This window comes from Devosia sp. T2-14, from assembly GCF_055397495.1.
In genome coordinates this window covers 2,385,168-2,405,493 of the sequence record NZ_AP027921.1, presented here as the reverse complement: position 1 = coordinate 2,405,493, position 20,326 = coordinate 2,385,168, and the positions used below count along the sequence as shown (strand labels likewise).

Annotated in this window: 17 protein-coding genes; 6 read left to right on the top strand and 11 right to left on the bottom strand. The window is 63.6% G+C overall.

Annotation, left to right across the window (positions count from 1 at the left end; translation table 11 throughout):
• Positions 1–99: 99 nt before the first annotated feature.
• The 4 genes from ACZ5WT_RS11850 to ACZ5WT_RS11835 form a co-directional block, all read right to left on the bottom strand.
• Positions 100–1,077: an ABC transporter permease gene (locus ACZ5WT_RS11850; RefSeq protein ID WP_464283997.1), complete on the bottom strand. Its 978-nt coding sequence runs from the start codon at positions 1,075–1,077 to the stop codon at positions 100–102.
• The gene (locus tag ACZ5WT_RS11845) at positions 1,074–2,579 is read right to left on the bottom strand and encodes a sugar ABC transporter ATP-binding protein (RefSeq protein WP_464283996.1); all 1,506 of its coding nucleotides are present in this window, start codon (positions 2,577–2,579) and stop codon (positions 1,074–1,076) included. Before ACZ5WT_RS11845 ends, ACZ5WT_RS11850 begins: the two co-directional genes overlap by 4 nt.
• 114 nt (positions 2,580–2,693) lie before the next feature.
• Positions 2,694–3,680, bottom strand: coding sequence for a rhamnose ABC transporter substrate-binding protein (gene rhaS / locus ACZ5WT_RS11840; protein WP_464283995.1), 987 nt, complete (start codon positions 3,678–3,680; stop codon positions 2,694–2,696).
• A 40-nt stretch (positions 3,681–3,720) separates the two neighbouring features.
• On the bottom strand, positions 3,721–4,527 hold the full coding sequence (locus ACZ5WT_RS11835; RefSeq protein ID WP_464283994.1) for a DeoR/GlpR family DNA-binding transcription regulator: 807 nt from the start codon (positions 4,525–4,527) through the stop codon (positions 3,721–3,723).
• 183 nt (positions 4,528–4,710) lie between these two features.
• Here ACZ5WT_RS11835 and ACZ5WT_RS11830 point away from each other — a divergent pair, with 183 nt between their 5' ends.
• Positions 4,711–6,810 (top strand): bifunctional rhamnulose-1-phosphate aldolase/short-chain dehydrogenase, encoded by a 2,100-nt coding sequence (locus ACZ5WT_RS11830; protein WP_464283993.1) that lies wholly within the window; start codon positions 4,711–4,713, stop codon positions 6,808–6,810.
• A gap of 126 nt (positions 6,811–6,936) precedes the next feature.
• Positions 6,937–8,226, top strand: a complete 1,290-nt coding sequence (gene rhaI, locus ACZ5WT_RS11825) for an L-rhamnose catabolism isomerase (RefSeq protein ID WP_464283992.1) — start codon at positions 6,937–6,939, stop codon at positions 8,224–8,226.
• Between the two features lie 139 nt (positions 8,227–8,365).
• Here the strand turns inward: rhaI and ACZ5WT_RS11820 are convergent, their stop codons facing one another.
• Positions 8,366–9,862, bottom strand: coding sequence for a CoA-acylating methylmalonate-semialdehyde dehydrogenase (locus tag ACZ5WT_RS11820; protein ID WP_464283991.1), 1,497 nt, complete (start codon positions 9,860–9,862; stop codon positions 8,366–8,368).
• A gap of 117 nt (positions 9,863–9,979) precedes the next feature.
• Between ACZ5WT_RS11820 and ACZ5WT_RS11815 the strand changes: the two genes are divergently transcribed.
• The gene (locus tag ACZ5WT_RS11815) at positions 9,980–10,858 is read left to right on the top strand and encodes a LysR family transcriptional regulator (protein ID WP_464283990.1); all 879 of its coding nucleotides are present in this window, start codon (positions 9,980–9,982) and stop codon (positions 10,856–10,858) included.
• Here the strand turns inward: ACZ5WT_RS11815 and ACZ5WT_RS11810 are convergent.
• Positions 10,830–11,744 carry a LysR substrate-binding domain-containing protein gene (locus ACZ5WT_RS11810; RefSeq protein WP_464283989.1) on the bottom strand — a complete coding sequence of 305 codons (915 nt, stop codon included), beginning with the start codon at positions 11,742–11,744 and terminating at the stop codon, positions 10,830–10,832. The two genes, ACZ5WT_RS11815 and ACZ5WT_RS11810, sit on opposite strands and share 29 nt — an antisense overlap.
• A 399-nt stretch (positions 11,745–12,143) precedes the next feature.
• Between ACZ5WT_RS11810 and ybaK the strand changes: the two genes are divergently transcribed.
• Complete coding sequence (gene ybaK / locus ACZ5WT_RS11805; RefSeq protein WP_464283988.1) at positions 12,144–12,617, top strand: Cys-tRNA(Pro) deacylase; 474 nt, start codon at positions 12,144–12,146, stop codon at positions 12,615–12,617.
• 86 nt (positions 12,618–12,703) lie between these two features.
• On the opposite strand, the gene ACZ5WT_RS11800 is transcribed toward ybaK, so the two are convergent.
• The 4 genes from ACZ5WT_RS11800 to ACZ5WT_RS11785 all read right to left on the bottom strand — a co-directional run bounded on the left by ACZ5WT_RS11800 (position 12,704) and on the right by ACZ5WT_RS11785 (position 16,003).
• Positions 12,704–12,850, bottom strand: coding sequence for a DUF1127 domain-containing protein (locus tag ACZ5WT_RS11800; RefSeq protein WP_464283987.1), 147 nt, complete (start codon positions 12,848–12,850; stop codon positions 12,704–12,706).
• A gap of 262 nt (positions 12,851–13,112) precedes the next feature.
• Positions 13,113–13,244, bottom strand: a complete 132-nt coding sequence (gene cydX / locus ACZ5WT_RS11795; RefSeq protein ID WP_464283986.1) for a cytochrome bd-I oxidase subunit CydX — start codon at positions 13,242–13,244, stop codon at positions 13,113–13,115.
• A 9-nt stretch (positions 13,245–13,253) separates the two neighbouring features.
• A complete protein-coding gene (cydB, locus tag ACZ5WT_RS11790) occupies positions 13,254–14,402 on the bottom strand; it encodes a cytochrome d ubiquinol oxidase subunit II (protein WP_464283985.1) in 1,149 nt (382 codons plus the stop codon).
• Entirely contained in the window at positions 14,399–16,003 is a 1,605-nt protein-coding gene (locus tag ACZ5WT_RS11785) for a cytochrome ubiquinol oxidase subunit I (protein WP_464287198.1), read from the bottom strand. Before ACZ5WT_RS11785 ends, cydB begins: the two co-directional genes overlap by 4 nt.
• A gap of 159 nt (positions 16,004–16,162) precedes the next feature.
• Here ACZ5WT_RS11785 and cydD point away from each other — a divergent pair, with 159 nt between their 5' ends.
• Both cydD and cydC read left to right on the top strand, forming a co-directional pair.
• Positions 16,163–17,902, top strand: coding sequence for a thiol reductant ABC exporter subunit CydD (gene cydD / locus ACZ5WT_RS11780; protein ID WP_464283984.1), 1,740 nt, complete (start codon positions 16,163–16,165; stop codon positions 17,900–17,902).
• Positions 17,899–19,548 (top strand): thiol reductant ABC exporter subunit CydC, encoded by a 1,650-nt coding sequence (gene cydC / locus ACZ5WT_RS11775; protein ID WP_464283983.1) that lies wholly within the window; start codon positions 17,899–17,901, stop codon positions 19,546–19,548. Before cydD ends, cydC begins: the two co-directional genes overlap by 4 nt.
• A 46-nt stretch (positions 19,549–19,594) precedes the next feature.
• Here cydC and ACZ5WT_RS11770 read toward each other — a convergent pair whose 3' ends face one another.
• Positions 19,595–20,314 carry a Crp/Fnr family transcriptional regulator gene (locus ACZ5WT_RS11770; protein ID WP_464283982.1) on the bottom strand — a complete coding sequence of 240 codons (720 nt, stop codon included), beginning with the start codon at positions 20,312–20,314 and terminating at the stop codon, positions 19,595–19,597.
• Positions 20,315–20,326 lie beyond the last annotated feature (12 nt).

Here is a 20,326-nt window from a genome sequence, read left to right as displayed (position 1 = left end):
TTGATCCCTCCCCACAAGGGGGAGGGAGACGCTGGCTGCGCCGCCATGGGGTAACTGCACCATGGGGTTTGCCTGAAGACAATAGAGCCACAACACCCATCACGCAGCCTCCGCCTGCTTGAGGATCACGCGGCCCTGGCGGCGTTCGCTGCGGGCGTTGAGGACGACGGCGAGCAGGATGGCGGTGCCGGAAATGGCCATCTGCCAGAAGGGAGAGATGTTAATGACCGGCAGGGCGTTATTGATGACGCCGAGGAACAACGCGCCAAGCAACACGCCGGCCACGCTGCCAATGCCGCCGGCAATGGAGACGCCCCCGATGACGCAGGCGGCGATGATGGTCAGCTCGTAGCCGCCGGCCACCTCGACCGAGGCGATGACGTAGCGAGAAATCCAGAGATAGCCGCACAGGCCCGCCACCGCGCCGGCGATGACGAAGGCATAGAACTTGGTGCGGCCCACATTGATGCCGGTATAGACCGAGGCGGTGGGATTGACCCCGATGGCATAGAGCGCGCGGCCCAATGGCGTGCGGGTCATCAGCAGGTAGAACAGGCCCGCCACGACGATGGCGAACCAGCTGAGCAGCGGCAGGCCAAGGAAGATCGTGCGCTGGAGCTGGATGAAATCGGGGCTCATCTGGGCGGCATTCACCCAGGCGCCACCGGAAATGACGAAGACCGAGCCGCGGAAAATGGTCAGCGTGCCCAGAGTAACGACGATGGGCGGAATGTTGAGCTTCCAGACGAGGATGCCGTTGAAGGCGCCCAGACCGGCCCCGATGACGACGCACATGGCCATCAGCAGCGGGATCGGGACGCCGGGAAACGCGGCATTGGTCATGGCGACGATCATGCCGGTCAGGGCGAGATTGGAGGCCATGGATAGATCGATGGAGCGGGTGAGGATCACCGCCATCTGCCCGAGCGCCAGCATCATCAGGATGGAGGTGTCGTTGAAGATGGTCAGCAGGTTCTGGGGCTGGGCGAAGCGCGGGAAGCGCGCGGTTACCAGCACCAGGACGAGCAGGATGGCGAGGCCCAGCAGGACTTCGCGGTATTTGAGAAGGCGGTTCATGCTGCCCATTCCTCGGCAATGCCGGCGGCCAGCCGCACGAGCGTCTCGGGCTTGAGGCCCTTGTTTTCCAGCGTGTCGATGATCCGGCCTTCGCGCATGACGACGATGCGGTCGCTCATGCCCAGAATTTCGGGGAGTTCGGACGAGACCATGATGACCGAAAGCCCCTGCGCGACCAGCTCGGCCATGAAGCCATGCACGGCCGCCTTGGAGCCGATGTCGATGCCCTTGGTGGGTTCGTCGAGGATGATGACCTTGGGCAGCGTGGCGAGCCACTTGGCGATGACCACCTTCTGCTGATTGCCGCCCGAAAGGGTCGAGACATCCTGGCTGAGCGAGGAGGCGCGCAGATCGAGCCGCTCGGTATAGGTGCGGGCCAGCGCGAATTCCTCGGCGAGGCGCAGGAAGCCATGCTTGCTGGTTTTGTTGAGCGAGGGCAGCGAGACGTTTTTGAAGATGGGTTCGCCTGTGATGACACCCTGCTTGCCGCGCTCCTCGGGAACATAGACGATGCCGGCCTCGACCGCGTCAGCCGCCGACCTTGGCGCAATGGACTTGCCATTCAGCACCATGGTGCCACGCGAGGGCTGCGTCATGCCGAAGACGGCCTGCATCACCTCGGAGCGCCCTGCCCCGACCAGGCCATAAAAGCCCAGGATCTCGCCCTTGCGCACGGCAAACGAGATGTCGTCGAATTCGGTCGGGTGACTCAGTCCCTGCGCTTCGAGCACAACATCGCCGATTGCAGCGGTGCGCTCGGGGAAGATGTGATCAACGGCGCGGCCCACCATCAGGCGGACGATCTCGTTCTGGGAGGTCTCCTTGATGAGGCCCTTACCCACCTGCTCGCCATCGCGGAACACCGTGTAGCGGTCGGCGATGCGGTAGATTTCATCGAATTTGTGGCTGATGAAGAGGATGGCCTTGCCGTCTTCCTTCAGCAGGTCGATGAGCACATAAAGCTCCTCGATTTCCTTCTGGCTGAGGGCGGCGGTTGGCTCATCCATGATGACGACTTGAGCGTCGATGGAGAGCGCCCGTGCCACGGCGACCAGATGCTTCTTGGCGATGCCGAGTTCCTTGAGCTTGATGTCGGCGTCGATGCCGGAGGCCATGGAATCGAGGGTTTCCTGCGCTTCGGAGCGCATGGTCTTCCAATCGATCAGGCCAAGCCGGGTGCGCGGGGCATGGCCCAGATAGATATTCTCGGCAACCGTCAGCTCGTCGAACAGCACGGTTTCCTGGTGGATGGCGGTGATGCCGGCGTCGGATGCCGAATGGGCAGTGGGCAGCTGCACGGCGCGTCCGGCCACGGTGATCTCGCCGGCGTCGGGCTGGTAGATGCCGGTGAGGATTTTGACCAGCGTGGACTTGCCGGCGCCGTTCTCGCCAATCAGGGCGGTCACCTGCCCGGCATAGAGCTCAAGCGACACATTGTGCAGCGCCCGCACGCCGGGGAAGCTCTTGGAGATGCCAGTGAGGGTGAGAATGGGCTCGGTCATGAATACAGTTCTTACCCTGATCATTCAGTCATCTCCCTTGCGGGGGAGGTACAGGCCGGCGGGTTGGCCAGGTATCGAGGCCCGGCGCCGAAGCGCCGGACCCCAGGTGCAAGATCAGTAGATCTTGGCGAACTCGTCGATGTTGGACTTGTCGAAGGTGAAGGGAGCGGCCATGGCGCCCGAATTGGTGTCGTCCAGCGTCAGTTCGCCCATACGGCCCATCGAGAGCTTGGCGCCCGGCTTGGCTTCGCCACCCTTGATCAGGTCATCGGCCAGCATGACGGCCGAGTAGCCCAGGTCGATCGGGTTCCACAGGGCGACTGCCTGAGAAGCGCCATTGTCGATGAACTGCTTGAACTCGGACGGCAGAGCGAGACCGGTGACGTTGATCTTGCCGATCAGGTTCTGGTCGGTCACGACCTGGGCCGCGGCCACGACACCGACGGTGGTGGGGGCAATGATGGCCTTGAGGTTCGGATAGGACGCGATCAGGCCCTTGGCTTCGTCGGTCGACTTCACCGAGTCATCGTCGCCATAGACGACGGCGACCAGATTGATCTTGGGGAACTCGGTCGGCAGGACCGCCTTGGCGGCCTCGATCCAGGCGTTCTGGTTGGTCGCGGTCGATGCGGCCGACAGGATCGCAACGTCGCCGCCATCGGGCAGGTAGTCGGCGGCGAGCTTGATGATGGTCTCGCCGATCAGGCCGATATCGGACGGGTTGAGGTGGAGCTGGCGCCCCTCAGGAGCAACCCCGGAGTCCCAGGAGATCACCTTGATGCCGCGTTCCATGGCCTTCTGCAGGGCCGGGACCAGCGCGTCGGGATCGTTGGCCGAGATGGCGATGGCATCGACCTGCTGAGCGATCAGCGAGTTGATGACTTCGATCTGGGCTTCGGCGGTGGCGGCGGTGGGGCCGGTATAGATCACTTCAACGTCGCCAAGTTCCTTGGCAGCTTCCTGTGCGCCCTTGTTGGCGGCGTCAAAGAAGCCGTTACCCAGCGACTTCACGACCAGCGCGATGCGGGTCTGGGCGTAGGCCGGCGCGGCGAGCAGCACTGCAACGGCAGTGGTGGCAGCCAAGACTTTCAACAGTTTCATGGTGATCCCTCCCTGGGACGTTCTCGTCGTTGATCTACCCTCAGGCGACCGTCGATTGTCGGTCGTTGAGGGCACTGGTCTCCGCCACGATGAGCCGCACGCCTGCCGTCTCCAGCATTTGGCGGTCTTCGTCGCGTATGCCGCTGTCGGTGATGACGGCGGAAATTCTGTCGAGCCCGCACAGGATGAGGCTCGATCGGCCTAGGAACTTCGAGGAGTCGGCCAGAACGATCACCTCGTCGGCCTGCCCGATGAGGGCCAACTCGGACTGCACGACCATCGGGTCGGCCTCCATCAGTCCGTGCGGGCCAATGCCCTGACATCCCAGGAACATGCGCTTGGCGTAGAAATGCGAAGCGACGACCCCGCCGAAAGGCGACAGGATGACATTCTGTTCGCGGTAGACGGTGCCACCGGGGATGACGACCGCGTTGCGCGAATTGTGGATCAGGTATTCGGCAATGCCGAAGCTGTTGGTGAAGACCGACAGGCGGCGGGCGGTGAGGTGGTGCACCATCTGATAGGTGGTAGTGCCGCCGTTGATGATGATCGGCTCGCCATCCTTGCAGAGTTCCACCGCCGCACGCGCGATTGCGCGTTTCTGCGCAATGTTGATCGTTTCATTGACGGAAAATGGCCGACCCATCAGCGAGGCCTGCTCGGGCGGGTTCACCGCCTCGGCGCCGCCGCGAACCCGGCGCAGCTCACCCCGCACATGCAGGGCCGCAATGTCGCGCCGAATGGTCGCCTCGGACGATCCGGTAACCTCACACAGTTCGGCAACGGTCGCCACGGGACGCGTCTGCGTCGCTGCTAGGATGACCCGATGGCGCTCAGTTTCGTGCAATGCTGATATCTCCCTGCTGCATTCATTCACACCAATTCCGATCAGTGTCAATCAACCACCCGTCAATTTCGAGGCAATTGCGCTCGAACCGATCATCGATGATTGTTTTTGATTGACACTTATCGAGCAGCGTGGCCATGGTCCGAGCCATTCCTGATCGAACTACCCTCTGGGAGGAGTCGCATGTCCACCACCGCGCCCAAGCGCCTAGCGAACCTTTGGGATGATGCCAAGGCCGCCGCCATGAGCGAGCCGGAGCGCCTCGTCTACCGCTCCAACCTGCTCGGCTCGGACAAGCGCGTCACCAATTACGGCGGCGGCAACACCTCATCCAAGATCATGCAGAAGGACCCGCTGACCGGCGAGATGGTCGAAGTGCTGTGGGTCAAGGGTTCGGGCGGCGACAGCGCATCGATCAAGCTCGACGGATTTTCGACGCTCTACATGGACAAGCTGCGGGCGCTGAAGGGCCTCTATCGCGGGCTGGAATTCGAAGACGAGATGGTGGGCTACCTGCCCCACGCGACCTTCACCCTGAACCCGCGCGCCGCATCGATCGACACCCCGCTGCATGCCTATGTGGACAGGCCCTTCGTCGACCACATGCATCCCGACGCGATCATCGCCATTGCGGCGTCGGAGAATTCGCGGGAACTGACCCAGCAGATCTTCGGCGACACGATCGGCTGGCTGCCCTGGAAGAAGCCGGGCTTTGAGCTGGGGCTGTGGCTGGGCAAGTTCTGCGAGGAAAACCCCAATGCCAAGGGGCTGATCCTGGAAAGCCATGGCCTGTTCACCTGGGGTGACACTCCTAAGGAATGTTACGAAACCACGATCGGCATCATCAACCAGGCCATCGAGTGGTTTGAGACGCAGACCGCGGGCAAAACCATCTTCGGCGGCGCGGCGGTCGAGGCACTGCCGGCCGAACAGCGCCGGGCCATCGCAGCCAGGCTGATGCCTAGGATCCGCGGGCTGATTTCGGCCGACAGCCACAAGCTGGGCCATTTCGACGACAGCCCGGCTGTGCTGGAATTCGTCAATTCGAAGAATCTGCGGCCGCTGGCGGCATTGGGCACGTCGTGCCCCGACCACTTCCTGCGCACGAAAATCCGTCCGCTGGTGATCGAATTCGACCCGGCCAACCCCGATGTGGATGCGGTGATTGCACGGGTTCCCGACGACATCGCCGCCTATCGCGTCGACTACCAAGCATATTACGACCGCTGCAAGCACGACAATTCGCCTGCGGTTCGCGACCCCAATGCGGTGGTGTATCTGATGCCGGGCGTCGGCATGTTCACCTTCGCCAAGGACAAGGCGACGGCCCGCATTTCGGGCGAGTTCTATGTGAACGCCATCAACGTGATGCGCGGCGCCTCGACCGTTTCGACCTATGTCGGCCTGCCTGAACAGGAAGCCTTCGATATCGAATACTGGCTGCTCGAAGAAGCCAAGCTCGCCCGCATGCCCAAGCCGAAATCGCTGGCTGGGCGAATTGCGCTGGTAACGGGCGGCGCGGGCGGCATTGGCAAGGCCACGGCCGTGCGGCTGCTGCGCGAGGGGGCCTGCGTGGTGCTGGCCGATATCGACCAGGCGGCGCTCGACGCGGCCAGTGACGAACTGGGCAAGGCATTTGGCGCTGACTTCGTGCGCCCGATCGTACTCAATGTGACGCAGGAAGCCGTTGTCATCGCCGGCTTTGCCGAAGCGGTGGTCGAATTCGGCGGACTCGACATTCTGGTGTCCAATGCCGGCATCGCCTCTTCCGCACCGATCGAGGAAACCTCGCTCGAGCTGTGGAACAAGAACATGGACATTCTCTCGACCGGCTACTTCCTCGTCAGCCGCGAGGCGTTCCGCCTGTTCCGCCAGCAGAAGATCGGCGGCAATGTGGTGTTCGTGGCCAGCAAGAACGGCCTTGCCGCCTCGCCAAATGCCTCGGCCTATTGCACGGCCAAGGCAGCCGAAATCCACCTAGCCCGGTGCCTGGCGCTGGAGGGGGCGGCCGAGCAAATCCGCGTCAACGTCGTCAACCCAGACGCCGTGTTGCGTGGCTCCAAGATCTGGGCGGGCGAGTGGCTCGAGCAGCGCGCTTCGACCTACAAGACCGACAAGGAAGGCCTGGAGGACATGTATCGCGAGCGCTCGATGCTGAAGCGCAGCGTGTTTCCCGAGGACATTGCGGAGGCGATCTACTTCTTCGCCTCGGAAGCCTCGGCGAAATCGACCGGCAATATCATCAATGTGGACGCGGGCAACGCCCAGTCGTTTACGCGGTAAGGGGCACCGACCTCGCACGACCACGGTGTCACCCCGGACTTGAGGGGGCCCATCCTGAGATCTCAAGATGGATCCCGGCTCAAGGCCGGGATGACACCGAGCGTGAGGTGGCGGCGGAGGAAAACTATGACCGAACACATCATCGACCCATCCATCGTCGAGGCCGACAATGCCCGGCATGAGGCTGATCTGCGGGCGGATTACGAGAGCCTGGGCGAACGTCTCGACCGGCGCGGAATTGCCATTGATGCGATCAAGGCCAAGGTGGGCGGGTTCAACATCGCCGTGCCATCATGGGGCGTGGGCACCGGGGGCACGCGCTTTGCGCGTTTTCCGGGATTGGGCGAGCCGCGGGATATCTTCGACAAGATCGAGGACTGCGCTGTCATCAGCCAACTGACGCAGGCGACCAATACCGTGTCGCTGCATATTCCGTGGGACAAGGCTGACCCCAATCGCCTCAAGCAGGCAGCGAGCCGGTTTGGCCTGGGGTTCGACGCGATGAACTCCAATACGTTCTCGGACGCCAAGGGGCAGCTGCGGAGCTACAAGTTCGGCTCGCTGTCGGCATCGGATGCGGCGACGCGCCAACAGGCGATCGAACACAACCTGGAATGCATCGAGATCGGCAAAACCATCGGCAGCAAGGCGCTGACGGTGTGGATTGGCGATGGCTCAAACTTCCCCGGGCAGGTGAACTTCACCACGCAGTTCGAGCATTACCTCGACTCCATGAAGTCAGTTTATGCCGCCCTGCCCCATGACTGGCGCATCTATACCGAACACAAGATGTATGAGCCGGCCTTCTATTCGACCGTGGTGCAGGATTGGGGCACCAACTACCTCATCGCCAAGGAACTGGGCGACAAGGCCTATTGCCTGGTCGATCTCGGGCACCATGCGCCCAACGTCAATATCGAGATGATCGTGGCCCGCCTTGCCCAGTTCGGCAAACTCGGCGGCTTCCATTTCAACGACAGCAAATATGGCGACGACGACCTCGATGCTGGCGCCATCGACCCATACCGCCTCTTCCTGGTGTTCAACGAATTGGTGGATGCCGAGGATCGCTATCCCGGCTTCAACCCGGCCCACATGCTCGACCAGTCGCACAACGTGACCGACCCGATCGAGTCGCTGATGCTGTCGGCGTCGGACGTGCAGCGCGCCTATACACAGGCCCTGCTGGTGGACCGCTCTGCGCTCAAGGCAGCGCAGGAGGGCAATGACGCGCTGGCGGCGACGCAGGCGCTGCGGGTGGCCTATCGCACCGATGTCGAGCCGATCTTGGCGATGGCGCGGCTGGAACAGGGTGGCGCGATCGACCTGCTCAGCGCCTATCGCGCCTCGGGATACCGCCAGAAGGTTGCCGATGTTCGCCCGGCTGTCGAAGGCGGTTCCGGCGGCATCGTCTGAGATATCCACGACTCCCCTCGTGGACGAGGCAAAGGCCCATGGAGCGATCCATGGGCCTTTGCTTCTTTTGGGCACGCCTTCGTGGTTCGAGGCGTCAAGGGGCGCACCCCACCATGAGGCTACTAGAGCGGCGTGCCGCCTACTTCATCGTGGGCATCTGAAATTCGGCGCCGTCCTTGATGCCGCTGGGCCAGCGGGCGGTGACAGTTTTGGTGCGGGTCCAGAACTTGATGGCGTCGGTGCCGTGCTGGTTGAGGTCGCCGAAGGCGCTGGCCTTCCAGCCGCCGAAGCTGTGGTAGGCCAGTGGCACCGGGACGGGCACGTTGATGCCGACCATGCCGACATTGACCCGGGCGGCGAAATCGCGCGCCGCATCGCCATCGCGGGTGAAGATGGCGGTGCCGTTGCCATAGGGATTGTCCATGGTCAGCTTGAGGGCTTCCTCATAGGTCCTGGAGCGGACGACGCTCAGCACCGGCCCGAAGATCTCTTCTTTGTAGATATCCATGTCGGCGGTGACGTTGTCGAAGAGGGTCGGGCCGACGAAGTAGCCGTTCTCATAGCCCTGCAGGGTAAAACCGCGGCCATCGACGGCGAGCGTGGCACCCTGCGCGATGCCGGACTCGACCAGGGCCGCGATCCGATCCTTGCTTGCCTTGGTGATGACCGGGCCCATTTCGCTCGACGGATCGGTGGCGGGGCCGACTTTGAGGGCTTCAATGCGCGGCTTGAGGGCGGCGACAATGCGGTCGGCAGTTTCGTTGCCGACGGGGACTGCGACCGAGACGGCCATGCAGCGTTCGCCGGCCGAGCCATAACCGGCGCCCATCAGGGCATCGGCGGCCTTTTCCATGTCGGCATCGGGCATGATGATCATGTGGTTCTTGGCGCCGCCAAAGGCCTGCACGCGCTTGCCCTCGGCCGCGGCCGTTGCATAGACGTAGCGGGCGATCGGGGTGGAGCCGACAAAGCTGACAGCGCCGATTGCATCGTGCGTGAGAATGCCATCGACCACGGCCTTGCCGCCATGGACCACGTTGAGAATGCCCTTGGGCAGGCCAGCTTCGATGGCAAGCTGAGCCAGCTTGACCGGCACGGAAGGATCGCGCTCCGAGGGCTTGAGGATGAAGGCATTGCCTGCTGCGATGGCGGGCGAGAGCATCCAGAGCGGGATCATGGCCGGGAAATTGAACGGGGTGATGCCCGCGCCGATGCCGACCGGCTGGCGCATGGAATACATATCGATGGCGGGCCCTGCCCCGTCGGTGAACTCGCCCTTCAGCAGATGCGGCGCGCCGGCAGCGAATTCGGCGACTTCCAGACCGCGCTGGATATCGCCCTTGGCATCTTCGACGGTCTTGCCATGCTCGGCGCTGAGCAGCTCGGCCAACTGCTGCATATCGCGATTGATCAGCGCCACGAAGTTGAAGAAGACGCGGGCGCGGCGCTGCGGATTGGTCGCAGCCCATTTCGGCTGGGCGGCTGCGGCGGAGGCCACGGCAGCATTGAGATCAGCCTCGGTTGCCAAGGCCACGCGCGCCTGGACTTCGCCGGTCGCCGGATTGAACACGTCCTGGAAGTCGGCGGAATTGCCCGTGGTTTCGACGCCGTCAATGAAGTGGCCGATGGTGCGCATGGTGGTCTCCTTGTTTGGCGGAACCATGAGCGCTACGGTATCTGCATCGCAACGCGATAGATTTCGCATCTGTTGTGCGAAAATTGAAGTCCTGTAAGGGCACCCCAAGGAGAAGCCATGAACTGGGATGACGCCCGCATCTTTCTCGCCGTTGCCCGCAGCGGGCAGATTCTTGGTGCGGCGAAGGCGCTGGGGCTCAACCATGCCACGGTGGCACGGCGGCTGACGGCGCTGGAAACGTCGCTGGGCAGCAAGCTGTTCGTGCGCCGCACCAACGGCTCGGACCTGTCCGGCGAGGGCGAGCGGTTTCTGGTGCATGCCGAGCGGATGGAAAGCGCCATGCTGGCAGCGAGCCAATCGGCGGGAGCGGACAGCGCCATCGAAGGCACGGTGCGCGTTGGGGCGCCGGATGGGTTCGGCGTGGCCTTTCTGGCGCCGCGGCTGGGCCTGCTGGCGGAGCGGCACAAGGATTTGCGGATCGAACTGGTGCCAGTGCCCCGGGCCTTCTCGCTGTCGCGGCGGGAGGCAGATATCGCGGTAACGCTGGAACGGCCGCGTGAGGGGCGGCTGGTGGCGCGCAAGCTGACCGATTATCGGCTCGGGCTCTACGCGGCGCAGAGCTATCTCGATGCGCATGGCACGCCGGAAACGCTAGACGGCCTGGCCCAGCATCGGCTCGTTGGCTATGTCGAGGACCTGCTGTTCACCGCCTCGCTCGACTATACCGCCGAGTTCCTCAAGGGGTGGCGCTCCAGCGTGGCGGTGTCATCGGCGATGGGGCAAACCGAGGCGGTTCGCGCAGGAGCCGGGATCGGCATTTTGCACGGCTTCATGGCGGGCGGAGACGCGGGCCTTGTGCCGGTGCTGCCGGATCACAAGCTGACGCGCAGCTATTGGACCGTGGTGCATGAGGATTTGCGGGCGATCCGCCGGGTGGCGCTGGTCGCCGATTTCCTGACCGAGATCGTCAGCCGGGACCGGGCGATGTTTGGCTAGGCCGCATATGGGCGGTCGCGGGAATGAGCCAGTCGCGGAAGGCGCGGATCTTGGGATTATTCCGGCGTGCCTCGGGATAGACCAGATAATAGGCCCGCCCGTCGGACGCTTCGAACTTGAAGGGCTGGTAGAGACGCCCGGAGGCAATGTCCTCGCCGTAGAAGGCTGGGGTCAGCATGGCGACGCCGCGCCCGGCAATCGCCGCTGCCGCTTCGAGGTTTTGTGACCCGAGCTGACTGATCGGGCGGTTTTCGAACGTGTAATCGGTGACCCCGGCCTGTTCGAACCACATGGCGAACCATGGATCGTCGGCGTCCACCATCGGCAGCTTCAGCAGATCACGCGGCTCGTGGATGCCCCCGACCGACTCGGCCAGCTTCGGACTGAGCATCGGCGAGAAATCGGCGGCCAGCAGGCGGTGCCCGACCAGACCAGGCGCGATTGACACGCCGCCGCGGATGGCGACGTCAAATTCTTCCGCAGCGAAATCGACGACGCGCGGCGAACTTTCCACACGCACCGCCATGCTGGGATGCTCGATCTGGAAGTGCCCTAGGTTTTGCACCAGCCAATGGCTGGCAAAGGTGGGCACCGAACTGATGCTGAGCGTGCCATCCACCTGCCCGCGTGACGCGGCAAAAGCCGAGCGCAGGGTTTCAAACGCCGCAGTAACGTCGGGCGCCAGCCGCGCGCCCATTTCACTCAAGGCGATCTGGCGCGGCTTGCGCAGGAACAGCGGTGCGCCAACGCGCTCCTCCAGCACCCGTATTTGATAGCTCACCGCCGCCTGCGTCATGCCTAGTTCAGTAGCGGCCTTGGTGAAGCTCAAGTGCCGGGCCACGGCTTCGAAAGCCCGTACTGCGGTGAGGGGCGGAAGGGCACTCATGGATCAAATTTCCTTATGCGCACCTGCTGAGCATTAGTTGGAAAACCCGCCTTTTGCTAGCCATTCTAGCAGCATGGAACACCGCACAGGAGCCACCGGCATAAGGGTGGTTACTATTATAAGCACTATTGCCCGGCCGCTTTCGGCCCCTTTCCGCTTTGCCCAGCTTCGCTTGCCGCGCGTGTTTGGCGCGGATCGCCGCCGCCGCCAGGCCACGATCGACCTGATCCACTCCTCCCCGCACTTGTTGCGGGATATCGGGGCGAGCGAAGGCCTGGTGAGGATGCGACGGCCGTAAAGTCGTTGTCGGAAGCACGGAAGGACGCGTGTGTCGGGTGGCTTGCGCCGATGGCGCTGTGCTAGGCTTGAAATACCCGTTGTTTTCTTGATCTATCGTCCATGTCCAAGACCACTCCTGCCACGCTGGCCCTGACCAAGGCCGGCATTGCTTTCACCACTCAGGCCTATGACTACAACCCCGATGCCGACCGCGTCGGGTTGCAGGCGGCGGAGGCCATGGGGGTTTCGCCTTCCATCGTGCTCAAGACGCTGATGGCCGAGGTTGATGGCAAGCCGGTTTGCGTCGTGGTTCCCTCGGACGAAGAGGTGAACATGAAGAAGCTGGCGGCGGCCTTTGGCGGCAAATCGGCCCACATGATGAAGCCGGCCGACGCGGAGCGCCTCACCGGCTACAAGGTGGGCGGGATCAGCCCGTTCGGGCAGAAGAAGCAGGTGCCTACGGCCGTAGAGGAACTGGCGACGCTGGAGGACGAGATTTTCCTCAATGGCGGGCAGCGCGGGCTGCAAATCCGCATGAAGCCGGACGATCTGGTTGCGGCGCTGGGCGGCAATGCCGCCGACCTCATCCGGTAAAAGCAGCGCAAGTCAAACAGAGGTCCAGAAAAGACAAAAGGCGCCCGGTTGGACGCCTTCATCTAAGACTGGCAGTTTAGTGTCGCTTAGCGCGACAGTGCGCCGCGAGCGATATTCTTGATGTCACCCTTGGTGATGCCAAGATCATTGAGCTGGCGTGCGTCGAGAGCGCTGAGTTCGCGCATCGTGCGCTGGTACTGAGCAAACTGTGCGATTTTCTGGCGGATGTTCATTTTGGTTCCCCTTCGTTTTGATGACCAATATCTAGAGCCGACTGGTCGTGATTAGAAGATGGACTCTCTGCACATCCGTTATGCAGCCAGTGCAACCGAAACGAGCAGTTCATTCATCCACGCGTCATGAAGAATATCCAGCTCACAGAGCAATGACGCCCAATGCGCCGCCCAAGTCTTTGTAATATCAAAGCAAAACGGGCGCCGCTTGCGCAACGCCCGTCTTAATCAATTTTTGACCATTTGGAAAAGAGCCATGCGCCTAGCGCTGGATCGGTTTCCGTCCCTCTTCGCGGGCAATTCGGCGGTCTTCGCGCATCTCAAACCACATGGCGTTGAGAATGGCGAAACTGCAGGCTAGCCCAAGCCCGAGGATCCACGAGAAATACCACATGTGCGTCTCCTAGTAGGCGTTGGGGTTCTTTTCGAGCGACTGCGTCGACACCGGCCCACGCATCACGCGGAACACCCAGGCGGTGTAGAGCAGGATGATCGGCAGGAAGAAGCAGGTCACCACGAGCATGATGAACAGGGTCATGTGACTCGACGAGGCATCCCACAGGGTTAGACCCGACTGCGGCGCCGTCGAGGACGGCAGCAGGAATGGGAAGAGCGACAGGCCGGCAGTCGAGACGATGCCGAAGATGGCAACGCTCGAGGCAATCAGCGTCACCACGCCCAAGCGTGCCTGCAGGCCAGCCACCGCGCCGAGCAGGCCGGCAAAGGCCAGAACCGGTGCAGCGATCATCCAGGGATAGAGGCTGTAGTTGTTCATCCAGCCGCCACGCGTCAGCTCGACCGTCTTGGCCAGCGGATTGATCGGCCCGTTCGGATCGACAACGCTGGTGATGGTGTAGCCATCGATGCCCATTGCTACCCAGACGCCAGCCAGTGCGAACAGCACGATAGTGGCCAGCCCGGCAATGGTGCCGTAGCTGCGGGCCCGCTCGGCCAGTGGGCCAGCGGTACGGCCGGCGATCACCGCCGCGCCCTGGGTCACGATCATGCCGAGGCTGACGAGGCCGCAAATCAGGGCAAATGGCGTCAGCAACTGGAAGAAGTTGCCGGTGTAGAAAGCCCGCATCGTATCATCGAGGTGGAAGGGCGCGCCGAGCAGCACGTTGCCCACCGCGACGCCGAAGATCAGCGAGGGAACGGCACCGCCAATGAACAGGGCCCAATCCCATGCCGCACGCCAGCGCGGATCCTTGACCTTGCCGCGGAACTTGAAGCCCACCGGACGCAGGATCAGCGCCAGCAGGATCACGATCATGGCGAGGTAGAAGCCAGAGAAGCTGACGGCATAGAGCGGTGGGAAGGCGGCAAAGATCGCACCGCCACCCAGGATCAGCCACACCTGGTTACCTTCCCAGGTGGGGCCCACGAGGTTGAGCAGCACGCGCCGCTCATCGTCGGTCTTGGCGGCGAAGGGCAGCAGGGCCCCCACGCCAAGGTCGCGCCCGCCCATGATGGCAAACCCGATCAGCAGCACGCCGAGCAGCAGCCACCAGATGAGGCGGAGGGTTTCGTAGTCGAGTGGGATGGTGCTCACGATCCAAGCTCCTTGTTGGCTGGCGTTGCCGGGAGGGCGGCGACCACGAAGTCTTCGTCCTCGCCTTCATGCGAAGCAGTGAACAGCCTGTCCTGCGGACCCGCCTTGATGATCTTGACCATCAGGAAGACCATGATGACGAGCAGCACGGTGTAGAGGGCGACAAAGAAGCTCAGCGAGATCACCAGATCCCAGAAGTGCAGACCCGATGCGGCGTAGAAGGTGGGCAGAACCCCTTCAACCACCCATGGCTGACGCCCGAACTCGGCGATGAACCAGCCTGCCTCGATGGCCAGCCACGGCAGCGGAAGGACAATGAAGCCGATCCACAGCAGGGGACGATTGGTATCGAGCCAGCCGCGCGATGCCCGGTAGAACCAGACCGCGAAGAAGGCGATGAAGAAGAAGCCCAGCCCCATCATGATGCGGAAGGTCCAGAACAGCGGCCAGACGCCCGGCACGGTGCCGGCGGCCGCCTGAGCGACTTCCTCGTCGGTGGCATTGCCCACGTCTTCACGATACTGCTTGAGCAGCAGGCCATAGCCCAGATCAGCCCAATGCTCGTCGAACAGGGCCCGTGCAGCGGCATTGGTGCCGTCGGCGCGGATTTCCTGCAGGGCGTCATAGGCAATCATACCCGAGCGGATACGCGTTTCGGCGTGACCCACCAGTTCATTGATACCAGGCAGTTCTTCGTCGAACGAGCGCGTTGTGATCAGCCCACCAACCCATGGCACGGAGATCGAGAAGATCGGCTCGCCGCCGTCAGGGCCAGGAATGGCAAAGATGGTCCAGGGCGCCGGTGCGGCCTCGGTGTGATACATCGCCTCCATGGCGGCGATCTTCATCTTCTGGTGTTCAGTTGCGACATAGCCGCTTTCGTCACCCAGCACGACGACCGACAGAGCCGAGGCCAGGCCGAAGCTGGCGGCAACGACCATCGAGCGCTTGGCCAGTTCAACGTGGCGGCCCTGCAGCAGGAACAGGCACGAAATGGCGAAAATGAACACCGCGCCGCAGACATAGCCCGCGCTCACGGTGTGCACGAACTTGGCCTGGGCCACGGGATTGAAAATCACGGCGATGAAGTCGGTGACTTCCATGCGCATGGTGTCGGGATTGAACTTCGAGCCGACCGGGTTCTGCATCCAGCCGTTGGCCACCAGGATCCACAACGCCGAGAAGTTGGCGCCAAGGGCGGTGAGCCAAGTGACGGCGAGGTGGCCGACCTTTGAGAGGCGGTCCCAGCCGAAGAAGAACAGCCCGATAAAGGTCGCCTCGAGGAAGAAGGCCATAAGCCCCTCGATGGCCAGCGGCGCGCCGAACACGTCGCCCACATAATGGCTGTAGTAACTCCAGTTCATGCCGAACTGGAATTCCATGACGATGCCCGTGGCAACGCCCATGGCAAAGTTGACGCCAAACAGCGTGCCCCAGAACAGGGTCGCCTTGCGCCAGATGTCGCGCCCGGTCATGACGTAGACGCTTTCCATGATGGCCATCATCACGGAGAGCCCGATCGTCAAAGGCACAAATATGAAGTGATACATGGCGGTGGCTGCGAATTGCCACCGCGAGAGTTCGACAACTGTCATGTCGATCATGGTGCTACTGCCCCTATGGTTGGCAGCGCCCGAGTCGGCGCCGTCACTGCGCACTCTATGCCTATCGACCCTTGCGCATGCCTTGATTCAGATCAAGGCTTATCCGTCCGGTGGCACTAGTGTTGCCTCGGGGTGGACAACGGCAGCGGAGACAGGATGAGCAGTATCAGCCCCGATCAGGACCGCCGCAATGGCAAAACCCTCGGCGCACTGAGGAAATATGGCGGGAAATGGCTGTGGCTGGCCATAGCCGCGCCGCTGGCTGGCGGCGCGCTGCTGGTTTGGCAGGCTTGGACGCTGTCGCAGATTCTGGGTGGGGCCATCGAGTCTGGCACCGCTGTGGAAACACTGACGCCGGGCATCGCGCTGATCCTGCTGCTGCTGCTCTGCCGCGCCGGGCTGGCCGCCATTGGCGACCGGGCGGGCGTTGCTGCTGCCGAAACCATCAAGGCCAATGTGCGGCAGGCGCTTTTCTCGCATCTGCTGGCCCGCTCGCCGCGCGCCAGCGGACAGGCCCAGTCGGGCGCGGCATCGGCTGCCATTGTCGATCAGGTGGACCTGCTCAACGGGTTCTTCGCCCACTATCTGCCGGCAATGATCCAGGCGACGTTCCTGCCTCTGGCATTCGGCGCCATCATTCTACCGCTCGACTGGCTGGCGGGGCTGTTGTTCCTGGTCACCGCGCCGCTCATTCCGCTGTTCATGGCTTTGGCCGGGTGGGGCGCGCAGGCGGCGACCCGCAAGCAGGCACGCGCGCTGTCGCTGCTCACCGGGCGCTTCGCCGACCGGCTGCGTGGAATGACCACGCTGCGGCTGTTCGGCCGGGCTGAGGCCGAAACGGCAGGGATCGTCGCCGCCAGTGACGAATTGCGGCGGCGCACGCTGCGGGTGCTGCGCATCGCGTTCCTGTCGTCGGCCGTGCTGGAGTTTTTCGCCGCGCTGGGTGTTGCGGGCATCGCGCTTTATGTGGGGCTCACCTTCATCGAATTCCTGCAGCTGCGCAGCTCGCCGCTGACGCTCGAACTTGGCCTGTTCCTGTTGCTGATGGCGCCGGAGGTCTACAATCCCCTGCGCCTGCTCGCGTCGCACTATCATGACCGTGCTGCCGCCAAGGCAGCGATCGGGGAGATCGAGGCCCAGCTCGGCGAGTTGCCGCATGCGCCGGCACCACTGGTGAATGCAGAGGTCTCCGCGTCGACGGGTGCGATGGGTATCTCCCTTGCCGGAGTGACGCTGCGCACGCCGGACAGCGCCCGCGTGGTGCTGGCCGACGCGTCGATCTCTATAGCGCCCGGCGAACATGTCGCCATATTGGGGCCTAGCGGCATCGGCAAATCGACGTTGCTCGAAGCCATCGCCCGGCTGCGGCCGCATGAGGGAGAGATCGCGTTGGATGATCGGGACCTCGCAGAATGGTCGGAGGCAGCCTTGCGGGCGCGGGTCGCCTTGCTGGGGCAGAAGCCGCGTATCTTTGCCGGGTCGATGACGCACAATATCGGCCTGGCTCGCCCTGGCGCCTCAGCGGCGGATATCCGGCGTGCCGCCGAACGCGCCCATGTCTCCGGCTTTGCAGACGCACTGCCCGAGGGGCTCGACACGATGCTGGGCGAAGGCGGCCTCGGCCTTTCGGGCGGGCAGGCACAGCGTATTGCACTGGCGCGCATCTTCCTGCGCGACGCCGGACTGATCCTGCTTGACGAGCCCACCGCCCACCTGGATGCGGACCTCGAAATGGCCGTGCTCGATGAACTCAAGCTCTTTGCGCGCGGCCGCACCCTGATCATCGCGACCCACTCACTATCGGTGGCCGCAAGGATGGACAAGGCCTGGCGTATTGCCGGGGAGAACCTGTTGCCCACCCCCCTGCCCGCGCGCAAGAACAGGAGCGTCGCATGAAGTCCCTGCTCGCATTCCGCGCTCTTTTTGCCACCCAGTTCAAGGGGCTCGCGCTGGCACTGCTGCTGTCGCTGGTAACACTGGCGGCCGGTGTGGCCCTGCTGGGCACATCGGGCTGGTTCATCACAGCTGCCGCGCTTACCACGGCGGGGCTGGCGTTCAACCTCTTTGTGCCCTCGTCGATGGTGCGCGGCTTTTCGTTCATCCGCATTCTTGCCCGTTATGGCGAACGGCTGGCCGGACATGACGCGACGCTGCGCCTGCTGGCCGACCTGCGCGGCTGGCTGTTTGCCCGCCTGTTTCCGCGCATGCCGTTGGCCGATCGCAGCCTGCGCCATGGCGATCTGGTCAGCCGCCTCACCGCCGACGTGGATGCGCTGGATACGGCCTTCCTGGTGGCTATCGGCCCCATCGCTGCGGCGGTGGTGATTGGTGGCGGGCTGACGGCGGTGCTGGCCTGGCTGCTTCCTGCGGCGGCGCTGCTTTATGGCCTCTGCTTTGCCGCTGCGGTGTTGCTGGTGCCGCTTGGGCTCGTGCTGGTCAGCCGCCGCGCCGGCAGCGACGTGGTGAACCGTGCCGCCGACGCCCGGGCCGCCGTGTTGGACGGCATCGAGGGGCATGCCGACCTTACCGTGTTTGGTGTGCTGGGGACGGCGCAGGCCGGCTTCGTTGAGACTGCAGCACGGCTCGGCGCAGCGCGCGGACGACTTGCGACGCTGACTGCCACCGCCGGTTTTGGCGTGCAGGCACTGGCGGCGCTGGCGCTGGTCGGCTCGCTATGGTTCGGATTGCAGGCCTTTGATGCGGGAGCCGTCGAAGGCCCGGTGCTGGCCGGATTGCTGCTTGCCATCATGGGGAGTTTTGAGGCGACGGGCGTCATCGTGCGCAGCGTCGGCAAGCTCACGACGGCCATGGCGGCTGCCGAGCGGTTGACGGCGATCACCGACACGCCTCCCGCCGTTGTGGATCCCGAGAGCCCTGCCGCCTGCACGGCAGACTTCACCATCGCGATCGAAAACGTCACCTTCGGCTATGGCGGTGCGCCGGTCCTGAGAGACCTCGATCTGGTTGTCGCGCCCGGAGAGCACGTTGCCATCACCGGGCCGAGCGGCGTGGGCAAATCGAGCCTGCTGACGCTGTTGCTGCGGCTGGCCGATCCGCAGGACGGAAAACTCTCCCTCGGCGGCGCAGCGCTGCCCAGCCTGCGGCAGGCCGATATCCATGCCCGCATGGCGCTGCTCAGCCAAGACAGCCCGCTGTTCAACGACACGATCCGCGCCAACCTGCAGATTGCCCGGCCCGATGCCGATGACGATGCGCTATGGGCAGCGTTGAGCGATGCCGGCATTGCCGACTTCGTGCGCGCCCTGCCACAGGGCCTGAACGCGCTGGTTGGCGAAGGCGGGCGGACGGTTTCGGCCGGCCAGGCGCGCCGGCTCTGCCTTGCGCGCACGCTGCTTTCGCCGGCGCGCATCCTGTTGCTTGACGAGCCGACCACCGGCCTCGACCGCGCAGCCGAGGTGGCGTTCTTTGAAACGCTGCACAGCGCCGCGCGCGATCGCAGCGTGATCGTGGTGACCCATGCGGGGATCCCCGAGGGGACGGTCGATCGGGTGCTGGTGATGAAGGATGGTAAGCTTGGCTAGTTCCGCAGACCCTCGGGCCGAGCCCGGGGGTAACCAGTGGTGGCTGCTAGCCGCAGCGGACGCGCAGGCGCGCAATGTCGGGCACGACGACGTGCCGGTAGTTCTCGATCTCGATGACCCCGTCGGCCTTGAGCTTGCTGATCTGGCGGCTGACCGTTTCGATGGTCAGCCCCAGGAAGTCGCCGATATCGGCGCGGCTCAGAGGCAGGTCGAAGGACGTGACCTCGGCCTGAGTCGGGTCGATATGGCTGGCGATGAGGTAGAGGAAGCTCGCCACCTTTTCGGCAGCGGTCTTGCGGCCGAGGGTCACCATCCAGTCGCGCGCTTCGTCGAGTTCGCGCAGGGTCTGCAGCATGATGCGGTGCTCGAGGGCCGAGCTTTCGCGCACCAGCGCTTCCATCGCGGCTTTGGGCACGAGGCACAGGTCCACGTCGGACGCGGCTTCGGCGGTCACGCGGCTTTCGCGCGCAAACAGGCGCCCCAGCAGGTCGGGCGCAAATTGCAGCCCCACCACCTGCTGGCGGCCATCTTCAAGAACCTTCGACAGCTTCACCACGCCGCGCAGCACATTGGCATAGCCGGTGATGGGCTCGGCATCGGCCACCAGTTCTTCGCCCGCCTCGTGGTGGACGCGCCGCGTGTGGCGGGAAAGGGTCTGCAACTGCGCAGCAGTTAGCGCCCCGCACATGCCTTGGTGACGGGACTCACAGCTTTGGCAGAGAATGGGAAGGTCGGAATTGTGAATGTCGTTGCGGACGGGCTGCATGGAATGTCGCCT